Raw genomic sequence first — 26,998 nt, forward strand, 5'->3', positions numbered from 1 at the left:
TTACTCGTCAGCCAGTGGCTTGCCTGCGGTTTCTTTCATATAAATGGCGCTAATCAGTGTGAGAGCCGCGGTGAAAATCACCATATAACTGGGAATGCTGGCAATGCCGGTCAGGCCAATCAGCCAGGTCATCAGCAGCGGCGCGGAGCCACCAAAGATGACCGTTGAGAGATTGAAACCAATGCTGTAGGCGCTGTAGCGCACGTTGGTCGGGAACATTTCTGCCAGCGCGGCCTGGATCACCGCCGCATGCCCCGCAAAAGCAAAGGCGAGCAGAATGGCAGCCATACAGGCCAGCGGGAACATGCCCAGCGTCAGCAGCCAGAAACAGGGCCATGCCAGAACGCCCATAGCAATCGCAGAGGCAATCAGCAGCGGTTTACGACCCAGCCGGTCGGAAAGCCAGGCCATCAGTGGGATCGCGCCGACAATGGTCAGCAGTCCGCAGGCTGTCACCATCAGGCTCTGAATCTGCTGAAAGTGCATCACCTTATTGAGATAGGTCGGCATGTATACGAACAGGATGTAGTAGCCCGGACCATTCACCGCGGGCAGTGTAATCGCCAGGCCAATTGCCTTCAGGTGGCGTTTCGAAGAGAGCACTTCACGAATCGGATTGCGAACTACGCGTTTGCTGGCCTTCACCATTTGAAAGTGCGGCGTGTCTTCAATACGGGTACGGATGTAGACACCAATCAGCGCCATGGGGATCGCCAGCAGGAATGGCACACGCCACATCCAGCTGTTCATGGCATCAATGCCAAAGATGTTGATTAATCCACTGATCAACAGGCTGCCGAACAGCAGCGCGATGAATGAACCCATCACTAACGGCGACATCACCACCGCGCGGCGGTGATCCTCCGCATATTCCGCCACAAAGGATCCTGCGCCAGAGACTTCACCGCCTGCCGAAAAGCCCTGCACAATGCGTAACAGGATCAGCATCGCGGGGGCGGCCCAGCCAATACTGGCATAACTTGGCAGCATGCCAATCGCGGCCGTTGCCAGTGAAATCAGTAACAGCAGGATGGCGAGCAGTTTCTGACGACCGATTTTGTCGCCCAGATAGCCGCAGATGACGCCGCCAAAAGGGCGTACAAAGAAGCTGACGGTAAAGCCGACATAGGTGAGCATCAGTCCGGCGTCCGTGGTGTTCATGTCGCTCGCCGAAAATACCAGCACCAGCGAGCTCACCAGCAGACCGTAAATACCATAGTCATACCATTCAACAAACGAACCCACGCCACCGGCTATAGATGCACGTCTGACAACATTATTTCTGGTCGATCCTTCCTTCGGCAATGCGTAATCCATAGCTGCAACATGTGATTTCGTCATGGTTTTGCCCTGAAAATGAGTGTGATAGTTACCTGTTATAAAGGACTGGGAAACGCCTCAGGCCTTACTGGTATTGACGGTTCACTTCTGCGGTCATTTCCGCCTCACGACGCGCGACTTCACGCACTTCTGCCAGCACGGCTTCTGCACGCCAGAAAGGAATGATGATGATGCCGTCCTGATCGCCGACCACAATATCGCCTGCAGCACAGACCACACCGCCAATCGCCACAGGTTCTCCAATCACGCCCGGTCCATTTTTGAACGGGCCCGCAGGTGAAACACCACGGCTAAAGGTGGGCAGGCCGGTAGACTCAATCACTTTACGGTCGCGGACAGCGCCATCGATCACCTGTGCGACAGCACCGGCGTGCTGGAAGCGCTGCGTGAGTTGCTCACCGATCAGCGCGCGGTCAATGTGCCCCTGACCGTTCACCATCACCACATCGCCCGGCTGGATATGATCCAGTGCGCGGATCACCGCAGCGTTGTCGCCAGGCGTCACCAACACAGGGAAAGCAAATCCAACAAAATCGGTTTGTGTAGTGACCGGAACAATACCGGCGTCACACATATTCAACCGCTCCATGGCATCGCCAATATTCGCGACAGGAAATTCAGCAAAATCAGAGAGCCATTTTTTATCTGGACGCGTCCAGGTTGGGTTAATACGAACATACGCGGTTTCAAGTGCCATGAAGTTACCTTAAAGTGAAAAATGATTATCAAGTGAGAATTTTTTATCACTTTAGAAATCATTCAGGCAACCTGATTTTTACGGAAAGGAGGACTTCAATCACACTTCTTAACAGTAAGTATAGGAATGATTAGTAATGGAGCTTACGTAACAAAATGATTAATAACGCTTTTTAATTAATTTAAATTAAAATACTTTTCCCGTTGGATTGCGTTTAGCTGTCCATACGGTTTTCTTATTTATAAATTTGATGGGTCGCACAAATGAGGTGCAAAGAATGCATTTAGTTGGGATTAAAATCACAATATAAGTGCAATTAGTCTGTATGCCCTTGACAGAGTTTCCATCGGCGCTATTTCAGGATGAATTGATGCACCATGAATGCACAAAAGAATATTTGCAGATGTGATGACGGCATATCGCCACACTAAGCGATAGAGGAAAAATATTTAGCACCGACCTGCTCATCAGGCACAGCACTAGCCCAGGACCGGATGCCCTTAGGCAGTTGTTTCAGGGTCACAGATTAAACGGAGTAACAACATTCACTTTCGAGAACGCGTCACTGTGATCAATAACGGGTAAAAAGCCATGAAACGTCAGCAGTATTCTAAAAACCTCTCTGGCATCACTTTGTAAATCGTGTTGGATAACCGCATTAATTTTACGGTCGTTGAGAAGAAAGCGATTCTCTTCGTCTACATCATGGCCAATGTAGCTAAGCACTTCACGCTCCGCCTGTTTGAACGCTCTGAGGATCGCAGCATTCCCACCGCCAACGCAATAAACCGCTTTCAAATTTAGATGTCGGTTTAATGCATCCAGCATGACGTCAAAAGTCATTCCGTCTACGCCATATCCCTCACTGACCCAAACAGGTTTAACAGACGGCAGCATGCTTTTTAATCCCTGACAAAATCCCTGCACACGCTGTGCTTCACCCAGAAAATTCTGGCTACTTAAAACCACAGCCACATCCAGCTCAGCTTCCTTGATCCATTGCGACATTAAGTATGCAGCGGTCATGCCGGCCGAAATATTATCCATACCCACATAGCGGAGTCGTTTACTGTCAGGGACATCAGTCACTAATGTCACGACAGGAACACGGTGTTTTTGTAATTCTTCAATAGTTTTACTGATGACAGCATTATTTTCTGCTTTAAGGATGATGCCATAACTGTCATTTGCGCACTTCATCATGAGTTTCCTCATTTCATTTGTGGTTATGGTTTCGACACAATGAAATCGCAAACGCAATTGGAACGCAGAAAAATGACTCATTTCATCTATGAGCGCATCGCACACTAAACGGCTGAAGCGCTCGGGCGTGTGCAAAATAACATCGAAGGGGATGGTTCGTCCGCTCGCCAGCCTGAGCGGCTATTTGCTTGAGGGTGAACTTCATTTTGAGGTCTTTTTGAGGTCTTTAAGTACTTTTGTTATTTAAATGTACATGATAATGTTTTGCCGCGTAACTAAATTTAAGCAAAAGTTTAAAAATGATAACTGAGACTTAAGCATTAGTTTGCAGACGCCAAATCTGCAAATTTTAAGATCAGGGTGAACGTCATGTATTAATTACATCTCAAACATCCCATTTGGGTGGATTATTTCCATCTCGAACCCTCATTCAAAAAAATAACTCCTTGGTTTATCGCTAAGGAGCGGTTAGCTATGCCTTATTTACAATGGCGAAAAGCTTTTTATCACGGGGAGCAATTAAAGCAATATTCTTTTTAAACACGATCCTTACTAAAGGGATGGGTATTTAACGCAAGGGTTACTTAATCATGAAAAGTGGTATGTCTATATTCACAAAGTTAGTGGGGATAATTCTAATTATCCTCGGACTGGCTTTGGCTGCAGGTGGAATTTATTTAATTAGCCTGGGTGGCTCCTGGTTTTATCTCCCCGCTGGGCTGGCCATGGCGGGTTGTGGTGCGGGTTTCGTGCGAGCTAAAGCATGGACCCTTTATTTATCATTCGTCTTGCTCGCCGTCAGCCTTATCTGGGCTTTCACTGAGGTCGGTACCGACTTCTGGCAACTTGTTCCGCGCACCGTCGCTTTCCTTGTTGTCTTCATCCTGGCCGCAATGTGCTCGCAAGTTCTCACCAATAACGCTGGCCGCCCTGCTCTGCCTAAAATGGCTTCGGTCATCGTGTCACTGGTGGCCATTGTTTCACTCGTTGCCGTCTTCGCTAACATGTTCCGCGTACATCCGGAAGTGGAAACCGATGCCAGCGCGGGTCCTGTGAAAGTCATTGATCAAGCGGCTGAAGATAAGAGTGGTGATGACTGGACGGCGTGGGGCCGCAATACTTTGGGGCAACGCTTCGCTCAATTCCAGCAAATCAATACCACCAACGTTAAGGACCTGAAAGTCGCGTGGACCTATCGCACCGGTGACTTGGCGATTGATGGTGCTGAATATCAGACCACGCCGTTAAAAGTGGCTGACACCGTTTATCTGTGTACTCCGCTGAGTAAAGTGATTGCGGTTGATGCCACCACGGGCAAGGAGAAGTGGCGTTTCGATCCACATCCGGAAGTATTCGAAAGCGACAAAGGCTGGAAGCGATGCCGTGGGGTAGGCTATGCCGACCTCGACCAGTTGCCGACTAATAACCCCACCACGGGCGGAGTGGCTACGGCGGCTGTTTCTTCTGCTGCCACCTGTCGCAAACGCATTATTGAAACCACCATTGATGCCCGCATCGTGGCGCTGGATGCCGAAACCGGCAAACTCTGTGAAGACTTCGGCAACGGGGGTTATGTCGATCTGACACAGAACATGCCCGCTGACGCCAAAGGCGGCCAGCAGGGTAGCTATAACGTGACCTCTGCGCCACTGGTGGCCGATGGCGTGATCATGGTGGGTGGTCGTCTGAACGATAACCTCACCGTGGGCGAGCCTGGCGGCGTGGTCCGTGGATATGATGTGGTCAGCGGAAAGATCCTTTGGGCCTGGGATGCGAAACGCGGTGCCAGCGACAGTAGCCCGCTGCCAGCCGGAGAGACTTACCCCCTTGAAACACCTAACTTCTGGGGCACAGCCGCTTACGATCCTAAACTGGGTCTGGCCTATTTCCCGACAGGCAACCAGACGCCTGACTTCTGGACCGGTGACCGTCATCCGTACTCGAACGAGTACAACGATGCCATCGTGGCTGTTGATCTGAAAACCGGTAAAGAGCGTTGGCACTTCCGCACCGCCAACATTGACCAGTTCGACTATGACGTATCCTCCCAACCGATTCTGTATGACCTGCCTGGGAAAGAGGGCCAGACAACACCGGTGATCATTCAGCTGACCAAGCGCGGTGAAGTCTTTGTCTTGGATCGCCGCACCGGTAAGCCAGTTATCCCGGTTGAATATCGTAAAGTCGCAACCGATGCAATGCCGGGCATGCAAGTGGCCGAAACTCAACCGTTCTCTGCCATCTCAGTGGGTACAACCCAGCTGAAAGAGAGCGACATGTGGGGCGCGTCAATCTTCGATCAGCTTTACTGCCGTATTCAATTCAAGCAGATGCGCTCGGAAGGTCCATTTACCCCTCTTTCTGACAAACAACGTACGCTGATTTATCCGGGCTACTACGGTGGCTTTAACTGGGGCGGTGGTGCGCTTGATATGTCTACCGGTACGTTGATCGTCAACGACATCCGCATGGCACAATGGGGTCAGTTCATCAAGCGTGAAGACGCTGATCGCAGAGGGCTGAAGGCCACTACTGAAGGTGAATACTCTGAACAGTTGGGTACCCCTTGGGGCGTAGAACGTGGAATGTTTATGTCGCCACTGGGCGTACCTTGCTTTAAACCACCGTTTGGCTCGATGACAGCGATTGACCTGACGACCGGGAAAACTCGCTGGCAGGTCCCGGTTGGCAGTATCCAGGATGCACCGATTCATGGTGTAGCGCCAGGCATCAACATCCCACTGGGTATGCCAACGATGGGCGGTCCATTGGTCACCAAAGGTGGATTGACCTTCTTCCATGGATCACTCGACTACTACGTGCGCGCTTTTGACAACAATACCGGTAAAGAGCTGTGGCGTGGACGTCTGCCAGTCGGTGGTCAGGGAGCACCAATGACCTATATGGGCAAAGACGGTAAACAATATATCGTCGTGGTGGCTGGCGGTGCGACACGCACCGGAACCAATGACAACCGCGGTGACTACGTTATTGCTTATGCACTCCCTTAACTGCCAGGCTGATGCTTAGCAGAAAATAAAAAAACGGGCGCTGTTAACAGCGCCCGTTTTTCTTCCTCAAGCTTTTCGCTTTAACGTCTGTGCATCCAGTTCTGAATGAAATCTTTCAACACTCCACTGCTCATTCAACGCCTCAGTAACCAGCTGCTGTTGCGTTTTAGGCACCATTCCTCCAACAGGCGGATCGGTATCAAGGTTGGTCGGGAATGAATAGCCGCGGGCTGCCACCTCGATCAACGCCTTGGTTTTATCGGCTGGTTTACGGCTTTCCAACAAAATCGGGTACACCAGTTTAAGCAAGTGTTCATGATTCACTTCTTCCATCGGAACGCCAAACGCCGATGAGATCTGCAACAGGTTGGCCGTCCTGACGTGACTTTCGGTTGTGTTATTACCAGCAGCATGGAAAAGCGCAGGATTGAAGAATAATCCATCCCCTTTCTTCAGGGGTAACTGCACAAAATTCTCTGCGAAATATTGGGCAAATTCGGGCTGTCTGTAAGCGATATAGCCCAACTCATATTGATGTGACCAAGGCAGTAACTGCGTCGGACCAGAGGCCAGCGGCATGTCAGAATGGGCAACTGCACCCTGCAACGTCAGATACTGCGTCAGGATTTGTACCGGTATGGGAAATTCAGCAGCGAATGCACTTTGCTGGAAACCAAGGTGGTAGTCACGGTGAGGTTGCTGCGCTTCACCGCCTGGGCGAACCTGATTAACCTGTGAAGTCATGCGCCAGGCGGGACCCAGCCAGGCAGTACAAATCAGGTTGAGCATCGGGTTGGCATAGTACTCGGCAAAGACTTCAGGGCTGGTTTCGCCAAGCTTTTGCAGCGCGTTCCAGATCCTTCCATTGTTGCCTGCTTTGGAGAAATGGTCCGCCTGAACTTTCGACGCGGCCTCTTCACGCATGATTTTCTCAAATGCTGCTGAAGCTCTGTCGATGACGGATACATCAGAGAACAGATTTTTGACAACAAAAACGCCAGGCCCATAGGAAAGCGCTTTATGGAGTTCACTTAGTACTGACCGTTTGTCCGTGGCGGCTGCATCTTCCAACGTTGAACGATCATAGATAATCACCTCAGATTGCACTGCAGCGGATAAAGGGTAATCAGCAGCATTCACGCGCTGATTGCAGAAGGTTTTGAAATCATCTACAGAAACCTGACCCTCAGTTGCGAAATATTCTGGAGACATAACGACCTCATTTTATTTTAATCATTGCAGGGTTTGCTTAACGCATCTTCAGCCCAACGACTGGCTTGCTACACCACAAGCTAGCAGTTACATTGAGTTAACAAAACATCAAAAACCCCTCAAAAAAACCTCAGAATATGAAGCAGTTTACCCTTAAGCAGATATCTGCACAGTCAGGCCTCAGTCTGGCAACGGTTGATCGGGCTCTCCATCAGCGGGGCAACGTTCACCCACAGACCGAGCACCGGATACGTCAGGCAATCGCCGACCTTGAATTACAGCAGAAAGCCAGCCTTGCAAAAGGGCGAACCATTTATATTGACGTCATTCTCCATACTCCCGAACGATTTAGTGAGTTAGTGCGTGAAGCCTTCGTCAGCCAGATATCCAGCTTCGTTTCATTCCGCATTCAACTCCGTTTTCACTGCTATGAAGACCTGAGCTTCTCCGAGATTAAAACGCTGATAAAGAAGTGTGCCGTGGACAGTCATGGCATTGTGCTCAAGCTCCAGCATTCGCCAGAAATGATCCCGGTCATCGAGGGACTGATACGTCAACGCGTACCTGTTGTGACTATCGTGACCGATATTCCCGGCAGCGCCCGACTGCGCTATATCGGTATGGACAATTACAGCGCCGGAAAAGCGGCCGCATTGATCATGTCGAAATGGCTATCGCCCGAGAATGGCACTATCGCGACGATTGTGGGGAGTGAGGACTTCACCGGGGAGATGGAGAGGTGTGAAGGTTTTACCAAAGCCATTACTCAGTTCAAGCCAGATTGCAGAATCGTACAATTAGCCGGCGGTTATGGCATTGACCACCAGATGTACGATTACGTCAACAAGGCATTGGAAAAGGAAAAAGACATCATAGCGGTCTATACCGTCGGGGGCGGAAATGCCGGGATCCTCAGGGCATTAGATGAACATAGCATCACTATCCGTGCTTTTATTGGACACGATCTCGATCGTGAAAACAGAGCCTTGATGCAGGCTGGTAAAATTGATGTATTAATTGAACATAATTTACAGCTTGATGCCCAGAATGCGCTAAAAACGCTATTGGAATTCCATAATTTTTTACCTGTGAACGAAGTGCAGCAGCTTTATTCAAAAGTAAATATCATCACCCGATATAACATGCACACATAACTTTTTGAAAGTCTTCATAAACTTCGCTGACAATAGCGCCCTGTAGAGCATCTTTATATACCGGCCTAAACACAGGGCTCCGAAATATAATCAAAAATCCCCTGATGCACTGCCACCAGCCGGAATCGTTTTTCAATTCTCTTTAGAGAATCAACGTCGAAAGTGTTCACGGCTGTTCTCTGCACAGGGGAAGACTCTCGGTTTTTTAAAAAGTTATCGGTATTTAGGTGTGATCCAAACGTTACCCTGCTCGTGGCTGTCCACCACTGCATCGACAAAGGCCACCCCTTTCAGTCCGTCATAAATCTGGGGAACGGCAGCGCCGATATGCGGTCATCAACCGACTGCAGAATGCCAAAGGCGGTGCATCTTTTAACAACCTGCTAAAAGACTGTCGCGTTAAGGAACACTTCCAAGTCGATTTCGTGGCGAATGCGCAGTCAATGGGTGCACTGGCACTTAAAGTCGCCTCACTCGATGAACTTCAGGAAGCAATTGTCTGGGCTAAGGTGCTCTCCTCACTCGACTGGAATAAAGACAGCTTCCTGGATGCGGTACTCAAGGGTGTTTATACCGTACCCGGTGACGGTATGATCGATTTTGATGAACTGACCCGCACACTGGCCAACTTAGGTTATCAGGGCTGGTTTGTGGTGGAAGCGGAACAGGACCCGGCTAAAGCCCCTCCGCTTGAATATGCACGCATTGGTCATGGCACGCTGCAAAAAGCACTTCACGCAGCGGGATATACACTTGTCGAAGGAATAATTTAATGAATCAGTTAGCAGGTAAAGTTGCCGTTGTTACCGGAGGTACACAAGGACTGGGCGCCGCTATTGCGCACCATTTTGCGCAGAATGGTGCAACGGGCGTCGTCATTTGCGGACGCAATGAGACTAAAGGTAAAGAGGTTGCCGCGAAACTTAACGCCTTAGGAAAAACGCGTGTTGAATTTGTTCAGGCCGATCTTTCCTCTGTCGAAGACTGCCGTAAAGTCATTGCCGCGACTGATGAGATCTTCAATCGCGTCGATATCCTGGTGAATGCCGGTGGGATGACCGATCGTGGTTCCATTCTTGATACCGAGCCCGAGCTGTTCGACAAAATGTTCGCCACTAATGTGCGCGGCCCCTTCTTCCTGATGCAGGAAACCATCAAGGTGATGCGTCGCGAGAATATTGAGGGCAGCATTGTTAATATCTGCTCAATGTCAGCTCTGGCAGGGCAGCCATTTATTGCCGCTTATTGCTCATCCAAAGGTGCACTCGCCACGCTGACGCGCAACACCGCCTATGCCTTATTACGCAACCGCATCCGTGTAAATGGCCTGAATATTGGCTGGATGGCATCAGAGGGTGAAGACCGCATCATGCGTACCTATCACGGCGCGGAAGAAAACTGGCTTGAAAAAGCCGCTGCGGAACAGCCATTTGGCCGACTGATTTCGCCAGAAGAAGTGGCGCGCGCTGTGGCGTTTCTCGCCAGCGAAGAGTCAGGTTTAATGACCGGCTCCATGGTCAATTATGACCAGACCATTTGGGGAGCATACGACCAGGCGGACACGCCAGATGCACCACTTTAATTTAATCTAAAATTATCAGCCTGCGCTGCGGGCTGATAGCCGTATCTTAATAAATTGAATTGATGAGGCTGCTATGAATATCAAACAACTCAGTGACATTCATAATTTCTATATGCACTTCCTGGCTAAAATAACGTTTATTCAAACCAGCAGGCGTGCCCTGAATGATAATGAACAGGACAAAAAGTCAGAGTTGGCAGAATGGTTAAATCAACACAAAGCAGATAAAACATTTGGCGAAAATGTCCGCCATGAAATCTTTCATATGCTGGAACTCATTGAAGATACACCAGTCAGTTTACTGGAAAGCAAAGTCGCCAAATTAGAGCGAAACTGCGAGATTATTTGCAATAAAATGAAAGAGGATAACTTTATCAACCGAATCTCTATCAGATCGCAAACAAAACCTAATGTGATGCTGCAACTCTAAGAATATTAAAACGACACCTGTAAGACCGGATACGGTCTTTCTTTGAGTACATGAATTATCTCCCGCAGGTCCTGGAAATCGTCCGCATCCTTTTCCTCTCAGTTGATTAGTCGCTTTTCGCTTTAGATTTCCCTGCTAACTCAAACTTCACGCTGGTATTACCGGTCTGTCTGAATACATCCACACCGGAATGGATGCGCCCTATCTTCTGCAGGTTGCTGATCCGCTCGCCGTTCTGCTCATACATAATCACAAAGCTGTGTCGGGGGGCCCAATATACGATGTCACCTACTTCATAGGCGCTTGTCTGAGTTTCACTGGTTGGCAGCGCGTCGGGAAAGCGATAGCACATTTCACGGTTGTAAAGATCCTCCATGGGCAAGGTGAGCGGGAACCGGGAGATCAGCGCCCGTGTCGTGGCATTATCATAAAACGTGGCAATCATCGTGTGGTCGCCAGCCGTAATTTTCACTTTAACCCCGGTGGCGTCGGCAGCCGCTACAGCAAATGATGCAGCGCTGATCGATGCCAATACGAGCAGAGTTGATTTAAACATAAAGTCTCCAGTTTCATCTTGTCAGTCCGGGAAAGACAATTCAGGCGTAAAAAAGCTCGCAGGCAGCCGCAGCGCCCGGAGAGTTTATTTGTCATGGTATTGAGTCTGTGAACGCCCCTGCCGGGAAAATATCCTCAGAAAACGGGGTAAGCCGCCGGGCGCTCATGTGTGCGCCAGGCAGGATAATTAATAGAGCTGAGCCGTCGGACGGAACAGAATTTCGTTGACGTCCACCTCATCAGGCTGACTGATGGCAAACGCCACAACGCGGGCAAACGAGCTGGCTGGGATTGCATTCTCGTAACTTTTTGCCATGCCTTTCGCAACGTCCTCATCGGTGATGGTGCCGGTCAGCTCGGTATCTACCGCGCCGGGTGAAACGATGGTGGTGCGGATATTCCAGGGCTTCACTTCCTGTCGTAGGCCTTCTGAAATGGCTCTCACCGCCCATTTGGTGCCCGCGTAGACGGCGCCGCCCGGGCCGACCTTATGCCCGGCGACGGAAGACACGTTGATTATCTGTCCGGACTTCTGCGCTTTCATTTTCGGCAGCGCCGCTGCAATACCGTACAGTACGCCTTTGATGTTGACGTCGATCATGCGATCCCATTCGTCCACCTTAAGCTTGTCGAGCATGGAGCTTGGCATTAGGCCGGCGTTATTGATAAGCACATCAATACGGCCGTGCAGCTCAACCGCCCGATCAACCAGCGCCTGAACCTGATGACGGTCAGTCACGTCGGTGCTGAGAACGGCACGTGCATTCAGTCCCAGATCGCTGGCCAGGCTTTCGAGCCTGTCGAGACGGCGCGCGCCCAATACCACTTTTGCGCCCTGAGAGGCAAGATGGCGTGCCGTTTCGGCACCCAACCCACTGCTGGCTCCGGTGATAACAACAACTTTATTTTCAATATTCTGCGACATACTGTTCTCCTTTACGGCAGACCATAAGACGGCCATTACCGTGATTCACGTTGTTCAAATACCGTCTTAAAAACCGGCGCGACGGAAAAGGTATTCGGCCAACCGGCATAGCAGGTTAGATGACTGAGTGCGCCGGACGCCTGTTCCCGGCTCAGCGATACTGTTCGTCAGTGACGGGCTCCTGCCACTGCACGTTACTTCCGTCCGCCATATACGTCATCGCCAGGTGGCTCATCGGCGACGTGGCCGTCGCGCCGTGCCAGTGGCGCACCGTTGCCGGTATCCACACCACGTCGCCCGGGCTGATATCCTGACGCGCTTTACCCTCTTCCTGCACCCAGCCCTTTCCTGCCGTAACCATCAATAATTGTCCTGCCGGATGCGTATGCCAGACGGTTCGCGCGCCCGGCGAGAAATCCACCTGACCCAGGTTTGCACGGGTGCTGTCGTTGGGCAGCAGCAGAGGGCTGATAACTGCCTGCCCCGTAAAGTTCTCAGCTTTGCCCACGACAGAAGGCGTCTGACCGTTACGGCGAATCTCAATCTCTTCAGCAGATACCTGTGTCGTGCCAAGCACTGCCATTGCTGCCGCTGCGATAATACCTTTCATCTGGTGTACTCCTTTTTTCGGTCCCCGGCTTCAGCCGCACTCAGCCTGCATAAGGCCGGACAATGAGGTTACGGAGACTGACGCTGTTCAGCCGAATCGCCGCTCGGCATCTGATTAATTTATGAACATGGAAAGTATATCGGAGGACTTATTCAGTGATTAGATGCTAAATTCAGATTGAAATAATAAGGAGAACTTTTAAATGGCAGGCGAAAACCTTAACGACCTCGCGGCGTTCATGGTGGTGGCGAAAGAGCAGAATTTTACGCGCGCCGCCAAGCGACTGGGTGTTTCTCAGTCTGCTCTGAGCCAGACAGTCCGGGGGCTTGAAGCGCGGCTGGGGCTGCGATTATTGAACCGCACCACACGCCGAGTCGTACCGACTGAAGCCGGTGAGCGTCTCATGGCGTCCGTGGGTCCCCGTATTGAAGAAATTCAGCAGCAGCTGATGGAACTGACCGAATTACGCGACAAACCTGCAGGTACGATACGCCTGACGTCGACTGAGTATGCTGCTGAGTCGGTGTTGTGGCCGGCCGTTAACAAGCTCGTTGAGGAGTACCCGGACATCAAAGTTGAAATTCTGACTGATTATGGTCTGGTTGATATCGTGAAAGACCGCTTTGATGCCGGTATCCGTCCGGGTGAAACCATTGCCAAGGACATGATTGCTGTCAGGGTGGGACCTCCAATGCGCATGGCCGTAGCGGGATCGCCGGCATATTTCAGCAGACGGACGGCTCCCGAAACCCCACAGCAACTGCCTGAACACTGCTGTATCAACCTGCGTCTTTCCGGACACGGAGGCCTATACGCATGGGAGTTTGAGAAGGATGGACGCGAGCTGAACGTCCGGGTGGATGGACAGCTGGTCTTTAATACCGGCAGCATGATCCTCAGAGCGGCGCTCTCCGATCGGGGTCTCGCCTATCTGCCTGAGGGACAGCTGGAGCCTTATTTTGCGTCTGGAGAGTTAATAAGGGTGTTGGAAGAATGGTGCGAACCTTTTTCTGGCTATCATCTTTATTACCCCAGCCATCGTCAGCCTACGCCAGCATTTGCTCTGCTGGTGGATGCGCTTCGCTATTCGATGACTCCTTCAAAGGGCATGAAGAACAAACCTTTAAAGAAATTAAGAGATTGAATAGATGGTGAAAAATCTCAGCAGCCCAAACTCTCAACTAAGAAAGAAACAGAGGTTAAAACATAAGATTGGTCACTAAAACACTAATCGACGGGAAAGTGTGGATTGAATATTAGACTTGTTAATATTCCTGAGGCAGAAGGAATTAATGAAGTGAAGTTCGTGAGAACTTTAAGTCAGAAGAGAAGTCATGTGGAAGTAGCGACCACCCTAAAGGTGGCCGTTTTATTTTATTCACCTTTAGCGACACGCAACCCGCCATATGACTGGCACACTGGCATCATTTCCAGGGTGTTGATATTGACGTGTGCTGGAAGATTGCTGATCCACCAAATCGCCTCGGTGATATCAGATGGCATCAGCGGTTGAGTGTTCTCATAAGTCTGCTCCACTCGCCCTTCATCACCTTTAAAACGCACGTTGGAGAATTCAGTGCCCCCCACCAGACCCGGCTCAACGTTGGTCACGCGGACGGCTGTACCAAACAGGTCCGTGCGAAGATTGAGGCTAAACTGATGCACAAACGCTTTAGACGCACCGTATACGTTGCCACCAGCGTATGGCCAGCTACCCGCAGTAGACCCTAGGTTTATAATGTGGCCACGGTTTCTCTCAACCATGCCCGGTAGCACCACATGCGTCATATGCACCAAGCCATTGATGTTCACATCAATCATGCGGCGCCAGTCATCCATGCTGGCGTTCTGAGCAGGTTCAAGCCCCAATGCCAAACCAGCATTGTTGATCAGCACGTCAATCTCACGCCATTCCGGTGGCAACTGTGCCATAAAGTCATTAACGGCGGCAGCAACGCTGACATCTAACGCCAGGGGATAAATATTGTCACCCCCTACCGCTTTAAGCTCATCTAATTTGTTCTGGCGACGGCCCGTTGCAATAACACGATGACCATTTTGCGCATAGCGCAGCGCCAGGTCCCAACCAAACCCGGATGTTGCTCCGGTAATCAAAATCAACATGCTTTATTCCACTTCTTACATTTCGCTAAAAGGGATACCGCCGCGAGACTTATTCTCTTTTGGCGTTTCGATAAGTGAGACCACAATGTACTCATCCTTGACTGGCAAGCTCTCTTTAACGGCTTTATAAATGCCATCCAGCAGTTTTCTTTTCTGTTCAGGCGTACGGCCACTCACCATATTTACGATAATCTCTGGCATGCTGTTCCCTTATTTTTTCGGAAAAACGAATTGACCGACCAAACCTGCTGAAGCCAAAGCATGGCCTTTTAGTTGCGCCATCACAGCTTCTTTGGTCAGACCTTTTTGCAAGGCATCCGGCGCAATGTCGGTGGCGATCAACGTGAAGTTGTAGTTGTGAACATCAGCATTCACGGGTGGGCATGGACCGAAATAGCCTTGAATATTTTTGCTATTCGTTCCAGCCGTGTATCCCGTCACGTGTGTGAGATCGCGCTGAGCAAAGTGATTGCGTTTACCATCGATGCCATAACCAATGAAATGTGTGACGCCGAGGCCATTCGCACCCTGTGGATCTTCAATCAACAGCACAAAGCTTTTGGTATCTGCAGGCGCATCCTTCCAGCTCAAAGCAGGAGAAATGTTCTCTCCAGGACATTGTCCGCCTGCTCCCATAGAGACAGGTAACTTGCCGGTATTGTGGAAATCGCTGGCGTGCAGGCTGAAGGGCGCGGCCATGGCACCCGCTGAACAAAGGAGCAGACCAGCAAGCAGGCTAAGTTTTTGATATGAGATCATTGAAATTTCCTTTTTAGTCACTTAAATATCAACGCTTTTTATTTCGGGTTCACCGGCGACCAGAGGTTGGGTTTCCGCGAGCAACTGTTTGAAATGGGGCTGGATGAAATGAAACGCTATGGCTTCATCGCCCTGCCATTTTTCATGGATTAGAAAGGTATTTTCATCTTCCTGACTCGTGTACAAGTCATAATGAATACAGCCCGGCTCAGCGCGACTGGGAGCAATACAGCGGGTGATGGCGGCATTGAGGGCATCAGCCTGACCTCGTTTGGCCACAAATTTTGCAATCACCAATTTGATACCATTGCTCATTTCTTGTCTCCTGGGTGTTGAATCAAATCACAGCGCCTTGTTGGCTGAAAAAATGACGAGTGCCTTTATTGAGTTTTTCCATCGAAACTTTCTGTAAGGTTTCAGGATTAATAGCGGAGCGACAGACATCCCAGCTTTTGCCTTTCAGATAGCAGGCAGACACAGCAAAATCGGGAGTGGAGGAGATATGTTGCTGCCCAGTACCGGCAGGCAGGAAAATCATGTCACCCACGTTTGCCAGAACTGTTTTGCCCTTATTTCCCCCTACCCGCAGCTCACCACTGCCCGCAGTCACAACGAAAATAACGTGCGTGCGGCTATGGAAATGTAGATAGCTAAAGGGTTTACCCTGCCACTGCTTTGACCAGCCGGTTTTTTCCAGTTCACTTAACAATGTCTGGTGCGAGTCGCTGGCGTCGGCAATGTGCATCACCGGTAGTTCAGGATGGTTAGGAACCCAATCATCAGATGTGAAGAACCACTGTTGAATGTGATGCGCTGTCTTTGTGTCTGACTGAGCGGAGGCTTTTGCCGCTAACGAGGGGAATAGCAATGCCAGCAAAGCTGATCGCTGAATAAAGTGACGTCGCGTGAAGTGAACCATATCTCTCCCTGAAAAAGATCGTCATTAACAAATGGGTGTAAAAATGCGCATAAATTCTGATGACCACATACCTAGATAAACTAGGTATCGTTTGTAATGAAGTCAAGTTAAGATAAACGTGATGTGTATCTTTCTTTGTAAGTAGGTAATAAGCATGAGAAGTAGTTCTGACGATAACCTCAAAAGCCATATTGAAATGGTCATTCTGGCCGCTCTTGAACGTGGGCCATGCCACGGTTATGCCTTGATCGAACTTATTCACCAATTAACAGATGGGGTTTTATCCTTCCAGGAAGGAACGGTATACCCTTTGCTACACCGCATGGAGCAACGCGGTATCATCGCCGCTGAATGGGAAATTGCCCCTTCTAAGCGTAAGCGTCGTGTTTATCAGCTGACCAAAGAAGGCCAGCAAGAATTACTGAACAAGCGCGAAGCCTGGGATAATTATGCTGGCGCGATTACCTCATTGCTGCAGAGACCGTAATATGTCCATCCTCTTCGAACTGCCTGAACCGGCTCAGCGCTACTTGCAGGATTTGTGGCATGAGCTTCGCTTTGAACAAAAGTACGCCGACACCATCTGCCTGGAAATTGGCGAGCATTTTTATGAAGCGATTGAATGCAGTAACGAAACGCCCGAGATAGCAGCGTTGAAAGCAACACAGCGTTTTGGCTCGCCACAACACCTGGCCGCAGAGTTTGCCGTGGCGCTGGTGCTACGTAAGTTGCGTGCCACGCTGTTTATCAACCTGAGCATCATCATCGCCATTATCATTGCGGTGTTTACCTGCCTGACCAACCACAACGGCGGGCCCGCGTCATCATTGCAGTGTTGTGTGGTTGCCTGACGTGGGCTGCATTAATGGCTATTCATAGGAATCAGTTAGAAGGCGCACGCCTCTATCACTGGCTTTGTACCCCAATGATTGCCTGCCAGACGGCATCCTGTGCGCTGATTCTGGCGCTGCTTTGGAATATTCACAGCAGTGCAGAGAGTTCCATTTACTACCACACGTTTGAATTGGCGGCAGTTGTGGCGCTCTCAATACGCATGCTCCACCTGAAATTACGCAGTCGCAGCATGTGCGCGTTATGGAAACGCGCAGCAGCACATTAAAGTCTGTTAACGCGTTTCAAGTGGCATCTTCTGAGTCGGCGCTGGGAACGCTTCATCCAGCACTTTCAAGTCAGATAGTTGTAGCTCAATATGCAGCGCGGCGGCATTCTCACGTATATGTGCGGCTTCACCTGACTCAGGAATGGCAATCATGTTGCCATTACGAATCGCCCAAGCCAGCAATATTGTAGATGGACCCGTTTGGTATTTTGCTGCCAGTTGAGTGATCAACGGATGACGCAGCAGCGAAGCCCCCTCCCCGCCTAAAGGGGAGTAAGCCATCATCGGCATTTGGTGTTGCTGGCACCATGGAATGAGATCAAACTCTACGCCACGACTGGCGGGATTATAGAAAATCTGGTTAGTTGCACACTGATCGCCGTGCTCGATGGCAAACAAATCTTCCATGTCCTTAACATCAAAGTTCGAGACGCCCCAGGCTTTGATCTTTCCCTGTTGTTTTAGCTTTTCAAAACCCGGCACTACCTCCGTCAAGATGCTGCTAAAACGCCAGTGCAAGAGGTACAGGTCGAGGCATTCTGTGTTCAAGCGTTTTAGCGTGGCTTCACAGCTTCGCTCCATAAGCAGCCGGTTGGCATGGTACGGATAGATCTTTGAAACCAGATAAACTTTGTCTCGTACGCCATGCAGCGCTTTACCAATCAGCGTTTCTGAACGACCACTGCCGTACATTTCAGCCGTATCAATGAGCTGCATTCCGGCATCAATGCCCGCGCGTAATGCATTGATCTCCGAAGTCTCACTGTGACGTCCCTGTCCCAAATGCCAGCTTCCCATACCAATCGGCGCAATGTTGTGACCATCAATAGTGACTGTTTTCATTGAGTTTTCCTCCGTGCTGTTCAAAGCGATGTTCATCCAGTTTATTTTGACGACGCCCTAACCATTGGCTATTGAATAGCCAGGCCAGTGAAAGCGGTATTGCGAAACTTGCCAACAGGCTGCCGGTTAGCCCTGCTGCGCTCATCATTGCCCAACTCCAGGCGCCAACCTGATCACCGGCACGATAAACCGCCGTATCAATGACATTTTTAGCTTTGTATTTGTCTTCACGGTTCAGCACGGTGAAAAGCACCTCACGCGCGGGCCGTGCGAACGCAAAATTACTCACGCGGCGTAAAATAGAAAAGATAACCACTGACCATAACAATGGCCAGTAAGCCAGACTCGCGAAGCCCAGCACAGTGATAACGGGCAGCAACGAAAGTACCCAGCGAGTACCATAGCGCGACATGACGCGGCTGGTAATGAACAGTTGAGTGAGCAGCGTTAGTACATTAACGATCAGGTCGGTCGTGGCAAAAAACGCGGTGCGGTCGCTATCTGTTTGAAATAAATGACGCACCAGGTCTGCCTGGCGGAAATAGATCAATGTTGAGGTAATGGAATAAAACAGCATATAAAGACAGATGTTGAGTAGATAAGGCGAAGTAAAAATACGGGCTATACCTGAGAAAGTCCCTCCACCTAACGGCCGGTTTTGTTGCTCCTGAGCTTCACCTGGCTCAGCGAGATGCGTGAAACCGTTGAGACGATGCACGCACGCTACGGCGCACTCAAGCAGAAGTGCCGCCAGAACAAACAGGCCATAGGTATTGAGATGCTGTGCTAACAGTGCCGTGGTGGCAGAACCAATAATGGCGCCGAGTGTTGCCCCTGCTGCCATCATGGCAAACAAGCGAGTCGCGCGTTCCCGCGAAAAAATATCCGATACCAGCGACCAGAATACTGAAACCACGTAAAGATTAAACACTGAGAGCCACACAAAGAATACGCGCCCCAACCACACCTGCTGTGAGGCAGCCAGCGTGAATTTTAAAACCGCAAAGATAAGCAGATGGCTAATAAAAAACCGATAGACCAGCGGGATAAAACGTTTACGCGGAAATTTACGAGAGAGTGCAGCAAAGGGAATATTCAGCGCCAAAATGGCCAGTAATGTTGCGGTGAATAGCCATTGCAGATTATGCAAGCCACCATCTATACCAAAGGTGTCACGAATCGGTCTGAGAACGTAATACGCTGACAGCACGCAAAAAATGTAGGTCATGCACCAGATTAATGCCTGAACTTCCTCTGGCCTGACCGGGGTTAAACGTAACCAGAATGGTACGCGATCTTCCTTCTTCACATTCACTCCTGAAATCAGCATTCCTTAATACCTATTTAATCTAGGTATGTAGGTTTTGCCTGTCAACTGGATGTGATCAACCTCACAAGCTTTAAGTTGTTGGAGAAGTGGTCAAAACCAACGAGGGCGAGGGATTCAAGAGAAGAAAGGAAGTTGTAAAACTCTGTTAAAAGCAGGCGACATTTGCTGCCGCCTGCTTTAATTAGGCTTTGTTAGGTAATGCGTATGCGATCACTTCATCGCCTTCAGGGGTCATCATTCCATGATGTCCACCAGCCATGATAATCAGGAACTGCTGACCATTGACTTCATAGGTCATTGGAGTTGCCTGGCCGCCAGCGGGTAATTCATCTTTCCACAGCGTTTTACCCGTCTTAACGTCAATCGCGCGCAGATAGTCATCCGTTGTTGCACCGACAAAGGCCAGGCCACTTTGAGTGGTCAAGACACCACCGTTGTTTGGCAATCCGATTTGCAGTGGCAGCATAGAGTGAAGTACCCACGGCCCGTTGCGTTCCGCAGTACCCAGCGGACGATCCCACAACGTTTTGCCGGTAGCCAGATCAATAGCTTTAATCATGCCAAATGGCGGCTGCTTACAAATAACACCAATGTTAGACACCCAGCCAGTATTAACGTCCTGACCATAAGGCAGACCCGCCTGAGGACGGTTACGTCCTGGAGGTGGGGTTTTATAACGTGGATCACCCATCCAGAAGACGCCCATGGCATCATCAACCGCACGTGTGACCAGCTTCCCGCATATGGAAAGCGTGCTGGGATATATCCAAAAGGGTATTGAAGAAGGGGCGACATTCCTGGCTGGAGGCAAGCGCATAATCGAAGGTGAGTTCAGTAAAGGCGCTTATGTTGCTCCCACTTTATTCACCAATTGTACCAACGATATGACTATCGTTCGGGAGGAGATCTTTGGCCCGGTCATGAGCATTCTGACCTATGAAACAGAAGATGAAGTCATCCGCCGAGCTAATGATAAAGAGTTTGGTTTGGTTGCAGGGATTTGCACTAAAGATCTCGCACGCGCGCATCGCACTATTCACCAGTTGGAAGCAGGTATTTGCGGGATCAACGGATGGGGTGAATCGCCTGCCGAAATGCCAGTCGGTGGATATAAACAATCGGGTGTGGGTGATGTGGTTAACGATCAAAAACCGGGTCGTGTTAACAAAAGTGAGCGCGTTATTTTCATTGCCTGCGGTATGTCGGTGTTCGATATCAGCTGGGGTTACGAACTGATGCAAACCGCCCGCGAGCGCGGCATTGGTCAGGAACTGAATCTGTGGGATAAGCCTAGTCAGGCTTGATCAGATGGGCTGCCTGGTCAGCAGCCCGAACTGGCTTCTGGACAAAGCCAGTTTATCCTGTGTCGTGGTGATAAGGATTTTCCTGGACCATTTTCGCCCAGGCATTAATGTATATGGAATTTAAATTTAGCTCGCCCTGATTACTCCAGCGTTTAATCGTAATATTCAGTACGCTCCCATTTCAGGGCGAGCACTTTTATTTATAAACGCCATCTATGTCCCTGCAACACCTGCTGAGATGAAATCAATGCAGTCTATTTATTTCACTAATCCTTGGCGCTCAGCAGAATGTTATCCAATGTCATCTGCATACGGAAAATGAATAAATGAGCAAACCACTTTCTTACGTATCTGAAGATCCACATTCACCATGGGCGACCTATTTAGCTCAGGTTGATCGTGTCATGCCCTATTTGGGCGATCTCTCTCGCTGGGCCGATACTTTACGCCACCCTAAGCGCGCGTTTATTGTTGATATCCCGCTTGAGATGGATGATGGCACGGTGCGCCACTTCGAAGGTTTTCGCGTACAACACAACCTGTCCCGTGGACCGGGCAAAGGTGGCATTCGTTATCATCCCGACGTCAACCTTGAAGAAGTTATGGCGCTGTCGGCCTGGATGACCGTTAAATGTGCTGTGATTAACCTGCCGTTTGGCGGTGCTAAAGGCGGCATTCGTGTCGATCCTCGTGAACTCTCCATCAAAGAACTGGAACGCCTGACGCGTCGCTATACCAGTGAAATTGGCAATATTATCGGGCCGCAGCGCGATATCCCGGCGCCTGATGTGGGTACAAATGCACAGGTCATGGCCTGGATCATGGATACGTGGTCGATGAATGCAGGTGCAACCAGTACTGGTGTGGTTACGGGAAAACCGGTTCATCTGGGTGGGTCCTTAGGACGCGTTACGGCCACGGGGCGTGGCGTTTTTGTTACCGGACGCGCTGCGGCCAAGAACATCGGGCTTACGGTCGAACGCAGCCGAGTTGCCGTTCAGGGATTTGGTAACGTTGGCAGTGTGGCGGTAGGGTTGTTCCAGGAAGCTGGTGCACATATCGTTGCCGTGCAGGATCACAGCACCACGCTTTGGAATAATGAAGGCATTGATATTCCCGCTTTACAGAGCTGGCAGCAAAAGCACGGTGCTATTGCCGGTTTCCCTGGCGCAAGAGTCATCTCTAGCGAAGACTTTTGGCTTAAGGATTTCGACATTCTGATCCCCGCGGCACTGGAAGGACAAATCACTGCTGAGCGTGCACATAAACTCACCTGTAAATTAGTCCTTGAAGGCGCTAACGGCCCTACACTGCCGGAAGCTGACGATATTCTGCGCCAGCGTGGAGTGACCATAGTGCCAGATGTACTGTGCAACGCCGGTGGCGTAACAGTCAGTTATTTTGAGTGGGTACAGGATTTTTCCAGCTATTTCTGGGGGGAGGATGAGATCAATTCTCGTCTGGATATGATTATGTCACAGGCATTTGAAGCCGTGTGGCAGAAAGCCGAATCATTAGGTGTGACACTACGTACAGCAGCCTATGCCGTTGGCTGCGAGCGCATTTTGATCGCGCGCAAAGAGCGTGGCATATATCCATAATTCTTAGATTAAAGTTTAATACTTTATTATAGGGGCTTGGCCCCTATATATAGGATATTTTTATTTATTATCTTTAAAAGCAAAGCATTTAATATGAAATGCTGCGGACAGCAAATCATCATCAATCGATTCAACCCTTAGTATCACCTTTAAATTACTAACTAATATAAATTTTAAACATAACATCCGCATACCGCAGCATATTTAAGAATGCCGTACTGCCAATCTAGAGAGAACAACTTCAAATGCTGAGCTATTCACAATGAACTATGTTTTATCGCTTCAGATTCAATTAATAGTTGCAGGTTTGGAACGAATAACCAAAAGAATACCAATCAGTACAACCAAGGTTGAAGTCATTTTGCGAACGTCTAATGACTCATTAAGGAAAAATGCACCCCCCAACATTGCCAGGCAAGGCACACTCAGTTGTAAAGTGCTCGCAGTGACAGAGTCGAGATTTGGTAACAATGAGTACCAAATTACATAAGCTGCAGCTGAGGCTGCTGCCCCTGATAATATTGACAGTGTCACTCCAACACTGTCCATGTGTAAATCTTCGCTAAAGAAAAATGAAATTCCAAGCGCCATTGGAACCGCTAGAATGAAATTCTGAGACGTTGTAAGCCCGGGATTCAATGTTTTTTTGCCAGCAATTGTATATGCAGCCCAGCAGATCCCAGAGAGAAGCATGAGTAATGCGCTGCTGACAGGTGGAGATTTCGAGCCTGGAAGAAGTAAAATTAACAAACCGAGTAATGCCACAATAACGCCGATGATACGAGTCGTTCCCATACGTTCGCCGCATCTAACACCGTAAAGGACCATAGTTAGTTGGACAGATCCGAATAGTATTAGAGCCCCTGCTCCCGCATCGAGCTTTACATAAGCTATTGAGAAAAAAACTGCATATCCCATAAGATACAAGCTGTTAAGCAGAGTGTTTTTGGTTATTTTAAATAGAACTGATTTGAACGTAAAGGGAAGCAAAATTAGAGCCCCGCTGATTAGGCGAAGATTGCTAAACGTTACAGCATCAATATGGCCCCCCTTTAACGCTATTTTGCACAGAAGTGAATTTGCGGCAAAGGCAACCATGACTGTCGGGATAGTCAGTACCAGAGAAAAATTCCTCATCTAAATGTCCTCTCCCGATGCCATTAACTTAAAACTTTCTGCATGACATCTTTGATTAATATGTTGTGAAACCACTAATTATTGATGAGTGTTGAGTAATAACCGGATTTTACCCCGGTTGTACGCAAGATAGATGATAAAAGTTATACGGAAGCTGCAATGAGGAAGGGACCGTTATACTTCATTGCAGATTTAAAGATGTCTGAAAACTGGCTCGGGGTGCTGGCCACTGCAGCTTCAACCCCCATGCTGTTTGCCATACGCACCCAATCAATGACAGGCCCATTAATGTCAAAAACAGCTGAGGCTTGCGGCCCCTCTGTAGCTCCAACATTGATGAGTTCATCACGTAAAATTGCGTAGGTATTATTAGCATAGATGACAACTGTAACGTCCAGCTGCTCCTTGGCCATTGTCCAGAGAGACTGAATTGTATACATTGCGCTACCATCACCCTCCAGCACAATGACCTTTCTGTCGGGGCAAGCTACAGATGCCCCCACTGCCATTGGAAGACCATGTCCAATGGCACCCCCTGTTGTTTGCAAATAGTCACTCGGTGCGGCACAGTCGAATATTGCAAAATGCCCCGCGCTAGCCGTAATGCTTTCATCGCAGATGATGGCGTTTACTGGCAAATTGTCTGCCACAATTCTGCCCACTTCAGCACTCGTCAGTGCATTCAGGCCAAGGCTGAACTTAGGAAGGCTATCCCGCACTAACGTTGGTGTCGGGGGAGCCCCAATGTAGTCAGCCAGTGCTATAAGTGCGGAAGTTCCATCTTCATGAGGGAATGAAAGTGTCATGACACCGCATCCTGCTGGAGTCAACTCATTAGGCAGTCCGGGATAGGCGAAGAAAGCTACAGGAGGTTGAGTTCCAACAAGGACCATCATTTCAATTCCTTTAAGGAATTCTATTGCCGGTGTTGGCCGATAAGGTAATCGTTCCACTTTAACACGACCCGCCCCTTTTTGAATTTTAGGCGTGTACGTGTCACAAACCAGTCGGGCGCCTGTAAGCGACGCGATACGTCCTGCTGCTATAAGTCCTTCATCTTCCAATACATCGCCGCGCAACATAATAGCGACTTTTTTACTCTTAAGGATTGCCGCAACTTGCGAAATCGCCTCATCACTTACCTGCGCACGAGGGGCTTCAGGTAGCTTCTGCGCAGGGCGTTCTGCAGCGTCCCAGGCAGCATCCGCAGGTAGTATTAAACTGGCAATCTGTCCGGGATGCGCCCTCGCCGCCTGAACGGCCAGCGCAGTATCTGCTGCTACACTACGAGCATCGCGTGTGGTACGGACCCAGTGAGAGACCGTCCGGGCAAAAGTCTCAACCTCCGAAGTCAGCGGCGCCTCAAAACGCCGGTGATGAGTAGCATGATCGCCAATGATATTAATCACAGGTGACCCTGCCTTGCGGGCGTTATGCAAACACGCTAGCCCATTACCCATTCCCGGCCCTAGGTGCAGAAGCGTTGCGGCCGGTTTACCGGTCATGCGTGCATAGCCATCAGCCGCGCCGGTTACCACCCCTTCAAACAAACCGAGGATTGGCCGCATACCCTCCACGCGGTCCAGTGCACTGACAAAGTGCATTTCTGAAGTACCTGGGTTTGCGAAGCAGACTTCTACTCCTGTATTAACCAGCGTTCGCAGCAGCGACTCTGCACCGTTCATTTGTTTTTCATTTTTCATATCGTTTTCAATGCCGGTAGCGTTGTTTTTTGACGTCATTTGATAGAACCAAAATTTTCGGTTAAGCAGACAGCACGTGTCATGCGGAGAACTGTTCAGTTATCTTGCGTAGTACCTGGAACTTCACTTCGTTGTGTTACGGCTAAAATAGCCTTAGCCACATAGCGCGCTGACTGCTCCGTAAGCCCTGCGATGTTAATCCGGCCTTCATCAGTGCCATAAATTGCGTATTCGGTTCTAAGCTGTTCCATCTGCTGCTGACTCAAAGGAAGGAGAGAAAACATTCCGCTATGCTGATGAATTCCTGCAAATCCGTTCAGACCAACCTCTAAAAGGGCTTGGGCCAGCGTGGTCCTTACAGACTGAATACGCTGACGCATCACATCGAGTTCAGCTAACCATTCAGTGGGAGAAGAGAACAATTCGGCCGCTATAGCTGCGCCATGTTCCGGCGGCATTGAATAAGTGCGGCGGGCACTTTGTTCAAACGTTTTTCTAATGAGAGGTAGGGAATGAGTTTCGGCAGTGACGACATAGGCGACGCCCACACGCTCGCAGTACAGTCCCATGTTTTTTGAGCAGGTGGCTGCAATCAAAACTGTTTCGAGTTTCTGAACCATTAACCGCAAGCCTGCAGCATCTGTGTCCATTCCCTCACCCAACCCATGATAGGCCATATCAATAATCGGGATTAATTGCTTGTTTAAGCAAAAATCAGCGATCTCTTCCCATTGACTGAATGAAGGGTCGATGCCTGCAGGGTTATGGCAGCAGCCCTGGATGAGAAGTACATCGCCTGGCACTGTATTGTTCAATCCAGAGAAAAGTGCGGCCAGGTCCAACCCTTGCACATTTGCTTTCCATGGATAAATATCAACTCTAAGCCCACCTGAAGCCATTAAAGGGCGGTGATTGACATACCCCGGGTCGGAAGTCCATACCGTAGCACACGGGTTCGCAGCAGCGACCAGCTCAGCAAGCATCCTCAACGCACCTGCACCACCGACTGATTGTGTTGCTACCAGCTCTTTTAGTCTCGGGTTGCCTGAACCGAGTAAAATTTTTGCCATGCCATCACAAAACGCTTTGTTACCGGCCATTGTCTTGTAAGTTTTTGGAGCAGCATTTTCTGCAAGTTTTCTTTCAGCCTGTTTCACCGCTTCCAGTACAGGTGTTAAGCCAGTTTCATCACGGTACATACCCAGGATTAGATCCAATTTTCCAGGACGATGATCAATAGCGAATCGTTCTGTTATATCCCACAGCGTATCCCTTGCAGCAGGGGGTAAAGATTTGAACATTTGACCACCTCGATTTAAAACCTGGATGTAATACTTTGATGTTTCGATGCTCTGGCATTTCCACTTGGTTCTACTTACAAATGAAGAAAGCCAATAGTTAAAATTTATCACTTAGCTCAGGGCATTAATTGCCATTT

28 protein-coding genes and 1 pseudogene are annotated in these 26,998 nt (G+C 49.6%); 11 read left to right on the forward strand and 18 right to left on the reverse strand.

The window, feature by feature from the left end; genetic code table 11:
- From HA51_RS04550 to HA51_RS04560, 3 genes are all read right to left on the reverse strand, one after another.
- Positions 1–1,341: an MFS transporter gene (locus HA51_RS04550; protein WP_084932405.1), complete on the reverse strand. Its 1,341-nt coding sequence runs from the start codon at positions 1,339–1,341 to the stop codon at positions 1–3.
- 64 nt (positions 1,342–1,405) lie between these two features.
- Positions 1,406–2,038 carry an RraA family protein gene (locus HA51_RS04555; RefSeq protein WP_084932408.1) on the reverse strand — a complete coding sequence of 211 codons (633 nt, stop codon included), beginning with the start codon at positions 2,036–2,038 and terminating at the stop codon, positions 1,406–1,408.
- Positions 2,039–2,557: 519 nt separating this feature from the next.
- Entirely contained in the window at positions 2,558–3,241 is a 684-nt protein-coding gene (locus HA51_RS04560) for a substrate-binding domain-containing protein (RefSeq protein WP_158087358.1), read from the reverse strand.
- Between the two features lie 602 nt (positions 3,242–3,843).
- Between HA51_RS04560 and HA51_RS04565 the strand changes: the two genes are divergently transcribed.
- Complete coding sequence (locus HA51_RS04565; RefSeq protein ID WP_245840162.1) at positions 3,844–6,252, forward strand: membrane-bound PQQ-dependent dehydrogenase, glucose/quinate/shikimate family; 2,409 nt, start codon at positions 3,844–3,846, stop codon at positions 6,250–6,252.
- Between the two features lie 66 nt (positions 6,253–6,318).
- Here HA51_RS04565 and HA51_RS04570 read toward each other — a convergent pair whose 3' ends face one another.
- On the reverse strand, positions 6,319–7,464 hold the full coding sequence (locus HA51_RS04570; RefSeq protein WP_084932414.1) for a phytanoyl-CoA dioxygenase family protein: 1,146 nt from the start codon (positions 7,462–7,464) through the stop codon (positions 6,319–6,321).
- 137 nt (positions 7,465–7,601) lie between these two features.
- Here HA51_RS04570 and HA51_RS04575 point away from each other — a divergent pair, with 137 nt between their 5' ends.
- From HA51_RS04575 to HA51_RS04590, 4 genes are all read left to right on the forward strand, one after another.
- On the forward strand, positions 7,602–8,618 hold the full coding sequence (locus tag HA51_RS04575) for a LacI family DNA-binding transcriptional regulator (protein WP_084932417.1): 1,017 nt from the start codon (positions 7,602–7,604) through the stop codon (positions 8,616–8,618).
- Between the two features lie 443 nt (positions 8,619–9,061).
- The gene (locus HA51_RS04580; RefSeq protein WP_211282905.1) at positions 9,062–9,391 is read left to right on the forward strand and encodes a TIM barrel protein; all 330 of its coding nucleotides are present in this window, start codon (positions 9,062–9,064) and stop codon (positions 9,389–9,391) included.
- Positions 9,391–10,200, forward strand: a complete 810-nt coding sequence (locus HA51_RS04585) for an SDR family oxidoreductase (RefSeq protein ID WP_084932419.1) — start codon at positions 9,391–9,393, stop codon at positions 10,198–10,200. The genes HA51_RS04580 and HA51_RS04585 overlap by 1 nt, the downstream gene beginning before the upstream one ends.
- Positions 10,201–10,273: 73 nt before the next feature.
- Positions 10,274–10,630, forward strand: coding sequence for a hypothetical protein (locus HA51_RS04590; protein ID WP_084932421.1), 357 nt, complete (start codon positions 10,274–10,276; stop codon positions 10,628–10,630).
- Positions 10,631–10,736: 106 nt separating this feature from the next.
- Here HA51_RS04590 and HA51_RS04595 read toward each other — a convergent pair whose 3' ends face one another.
- From HA51_RS04595 to HA51_RS04605, 3 genes are all read right to left on the reverse strand, one after another.
- Positions 10,737–11,186, reverse strand: a complete 450-nt coding sequence (locus tag HA51_RS04595; protein WP_084932423.1) for a cyclophilin-like fold protein — start codon at positions 11,184–11,186, stop codon at positions 10,737–10,739.
- A gap of 186 nt (positions 11,187–11,372) precedes the next feature.
- Complete coding sequence (locus HA51_RS04600; protein WP_084932425.1) at positions 11,373–12,110, reverse strand: SDR family oxidoreductase; 738 nt, start codon at positions 12,108–12,110, stop codon at positions 11,373–11,375.
- A gap of 151 nt (positions 12,111–12,261) precedes the next feature.
- Positions 12,262–12,720 carry a (R)-mandelonitrile lyase gene (locus HA51_RS04605; RefSeq protein ID WP_084932427.1) on the reverse strand — a complete coding sequence of 153 codons (459 nt, stop codon included), beginning with the start codon at positions 12,718–12,720 and terminating at the stop codon, positions 12,262–12,264.
- 202 nt (positions 12,721–12,922) lie between these two features.
- Between HA51_RS04605 and HA51_RS04610 the strand changes: the two genes are divergently transcribed.
- On the forward strand, positions 12,923–13,864 hold the full coding sequence (locus tag HA51_RS04610) for a LysR family transcriptional regulator (protein ID WP_084932430.1): 942 nt from the start codon (positions 12,923–12,925) through the stop codon (positions 13,862–13,864).
- A 230-nt stretch (positions 13,865–14,094) separates the two neighbouring features.
- Here HA51_RS04610 and ydfG read toward each other — a convergent pair whose 3' ends face one another.
- Genes ydfG through HA51_RS04630 form a run of 5 tightly spaced genes read right to left on the reverse strand, consistent with a single transcriptional unit; the run spans position 14,095 to position 16,522 of the window.
- On the reverse strand, positions 14,095–14,844 hold the full coding sequence (gene ydfG, locus HA51_RS04615; protein WP_139810635.1) for a bifunctional NADP-dependent 3-hydroxy acid dehydrogenase/3-hydroxypropionate dehydrogenase YdfG: 750 nt from the start codon (positions 14,842–14,844) through the stop codon (positions 14,095–14,097).
- A gap of 15 nt (positions 14,845–14,859) precedes the next feature.
- Complete coding sequence (locus HA51_RS26870; RefSeq protein ID WP_139810636.1) at positions 14,860–15,045, reverse strand: tautomerase family protein; 186 nt, start codon at positions 15,043–15,045, stop codon at positions 14,860–14,862.
- Between the two features lie 9 nt (positions 15,046–15,054).
- On the reverse strand, positions 15,055–15,603 hold the full coding sequence (locus HA51_RS04620; protein ID WP_084932432.1) for a YbhB/YbcL family Raf kinase inhibitor-like protein: 549 nt from the start codon (positions 15,601–15,603) through the stop codon (positions 15,055–15,057).
- Positions 15,604–15,624: 21 nt separating this feature from the next.
- Entirely contained in the window at positions 15,625–15,918 is a 294-nt protein-coding gene (locus HA51_RS04625; protein ID WP_084932434.1) for a putative quinol monooxygenase, read from the reverse strand.
- Between the two features lie 22 nt (positions 15,919–15,940).
- Entirely contained in the window at positions 15,941–16,522 is a 582-nt protein-coding gene (locus tag HA51_RS04630; RefSeq protein WP_084932437.1) for a cupin domain-containing protein, read from the reverse strand.
- A 154-nt stretch (positions 16,523–16,676) separates the two neighbouring features.
- Here HA51_RS04630 and HA51_RS04635 point away from each other — a divergent pair, with 154 nt between their 5' ends.
- From HA51_RS04635 to HA51_RS04645, 3 genes are read left to right on the forward strand one after another with little or no spacing between them, the layout of a single operon-like run.
- Complete coding sequence (locus tag HA51_RS04635; protein WP_084932440.1) at positions 16,677–17,009, forward strand: PadR family transcriptional regulator; 333 nt, start codon at positions 16,677–16,679, stop codon at positions 17,007–17,009.
- 1 nt (position 17,010) lies between these two features.
- Positions 17,011–17,373 (forward strand): hypothetical protein, encoded by a 363-nt coding sequence (locus tag HA51_RS04640; protein WP_084932442.1) that lies wholly within the window; start codon positions 17,011–17,013, stop codon positions 17,371–17,373.
- Between the two features lie 14 nt (positions 17,374–17,387).
- The gene (locus HA51_RS04645; protein ID WP_139810637.1) at positions 17,388–17,642 is read left to right on the forward strand and encodes a hypothetical protein; all 255 of its coding nucleotides are present in this window, start codon (positions 17,388–17,390) and stop codon (positions 17,640–17,642) included.
- Between the two features lie 6 nt (positions 17,643–17,648).
- On the opposite strand, the gene HA51_RS04650 is transcribed toward HA51_RS04645, so the two are convergent.
- The 3 genes from HA51_RS04650 to HA51_RS04660 all read right to left on the reverse strand — a co-directional run bounded on the left by HA51_RS04650 (position 17,649) and on the right by HA51_RS04660 (position 20,521).
- Complete coding sequence (locus HA51_RS04650) at positions 17,649–18,485, reverse strand: aldo/keto reductase (RefSeq protein WP_084932447.1); 837 nt, start codon at positions 18,483–18,485, stop codon at positions 17,649–17,651.
- Positions 18,466–19,794: an NTP/NDP exchange transporter gene (locus tag HA51_RS04655; RefSeq protein WP_245840163.1), complete on the reverse strand. Its 1,329-nt coding sequence runs from the start codon at positions 19,792–19,794 to the stop codon at positions 18,466–18,468. The genes HA51_RS04650 and HA51_RS04655 overlap by 20 nt, the downstream gene beginning before the upstream one ends.
- A gap of 202 nt (positions 19,795–19,996) precedes the next feature.
- A complete protein-coding gene (locus HA51_RS04660; RefSeq protein WP_245840164.1) occupies positions 19,997–20,521 on the reverse strand; it encodes an outer membrane protein assembly factor BamB family protein in 525 nt (174 codons plus the stop codon).
- A 19-nt stretch (positions 20,522–20,540) separates the two neighbouring features.
- Here HA51_RS04660 and HA51_RS04665 point away from each other — a divergent pair.
- Positions 20,541–20,945 (forward strand): annotated as a pseudogene (locus HA51_RS04665) (aldehyde dehydrogenase family protein); the annotation flags it as partial.
- Positions 20,946–21,445: 500 nt separating this feature from the next.
- Positions 21,446–22,720, forward strand: coding sequence for a Glu/Leu/Phe/Val family dehydrogenase (locus HA51_RS04670; protein WP_084932454.1), 1,275 nt, complete (start codon positions 21,446–21,448; stop codon positions 22,718–22,720).
- A gap of 288 nt (positions 22,721–23,008) precedes the next feature.
- Here the strand turns inward: HA51_RS04670 and HA51_RS04675 are convergent, their stop codons facing one another.
- The 3 genes from HA51_RS04675 to HA51_RS04685 form a co-directional block, all read right to left on the reverse strand.
- Positions 23,009–23,857 carry a DMT family transporter gene (locus HA51_RS04675; protein ID WP_084932457.1) on the reverse strand — a complete coding sequence of 283 codons (849 nt, stop codon included), beginning with the start codon at positions 23,855–23,857 and terminating at the stop codon, positions 23,009–23,011.
- Positions 23,858–24,000: 143 nt separating this feature from the next.
- Positions 24,001–25,599, reverse strand: coding sequence for an acetolactate synthase large subunit (locus HA51_RS04680; protein WP_211282906.1), 1,599 nt, complete (start codon positions 25,597–25,599; stop codon positions 24,001–24,003).
- 56 nt (positions 25,600–25,655) lie between these two features.
- Complete coding sequence (locus HA51_RS04685; protein WP_084932459.1) at positions 25,656–26,861, reverse strand: amino acid aminotransferase; 1,206 nt, start codon at positions 26,859–26,861, stop codon at positions 25,656–25,658.
- Positions 26,862–26,998: the final 137 nt, after the last annotated feature.

It is taken from the genome of Pantoea rwandensis (genome assembly GCF_002095475.1).
Taxonomy (GTDB): Bacteria; Pseudomonadota; Gammaproteobacteria; order Enterobacterales; family Enterobacteriaceae; genus Pantoea; species Pantoea rwandensis.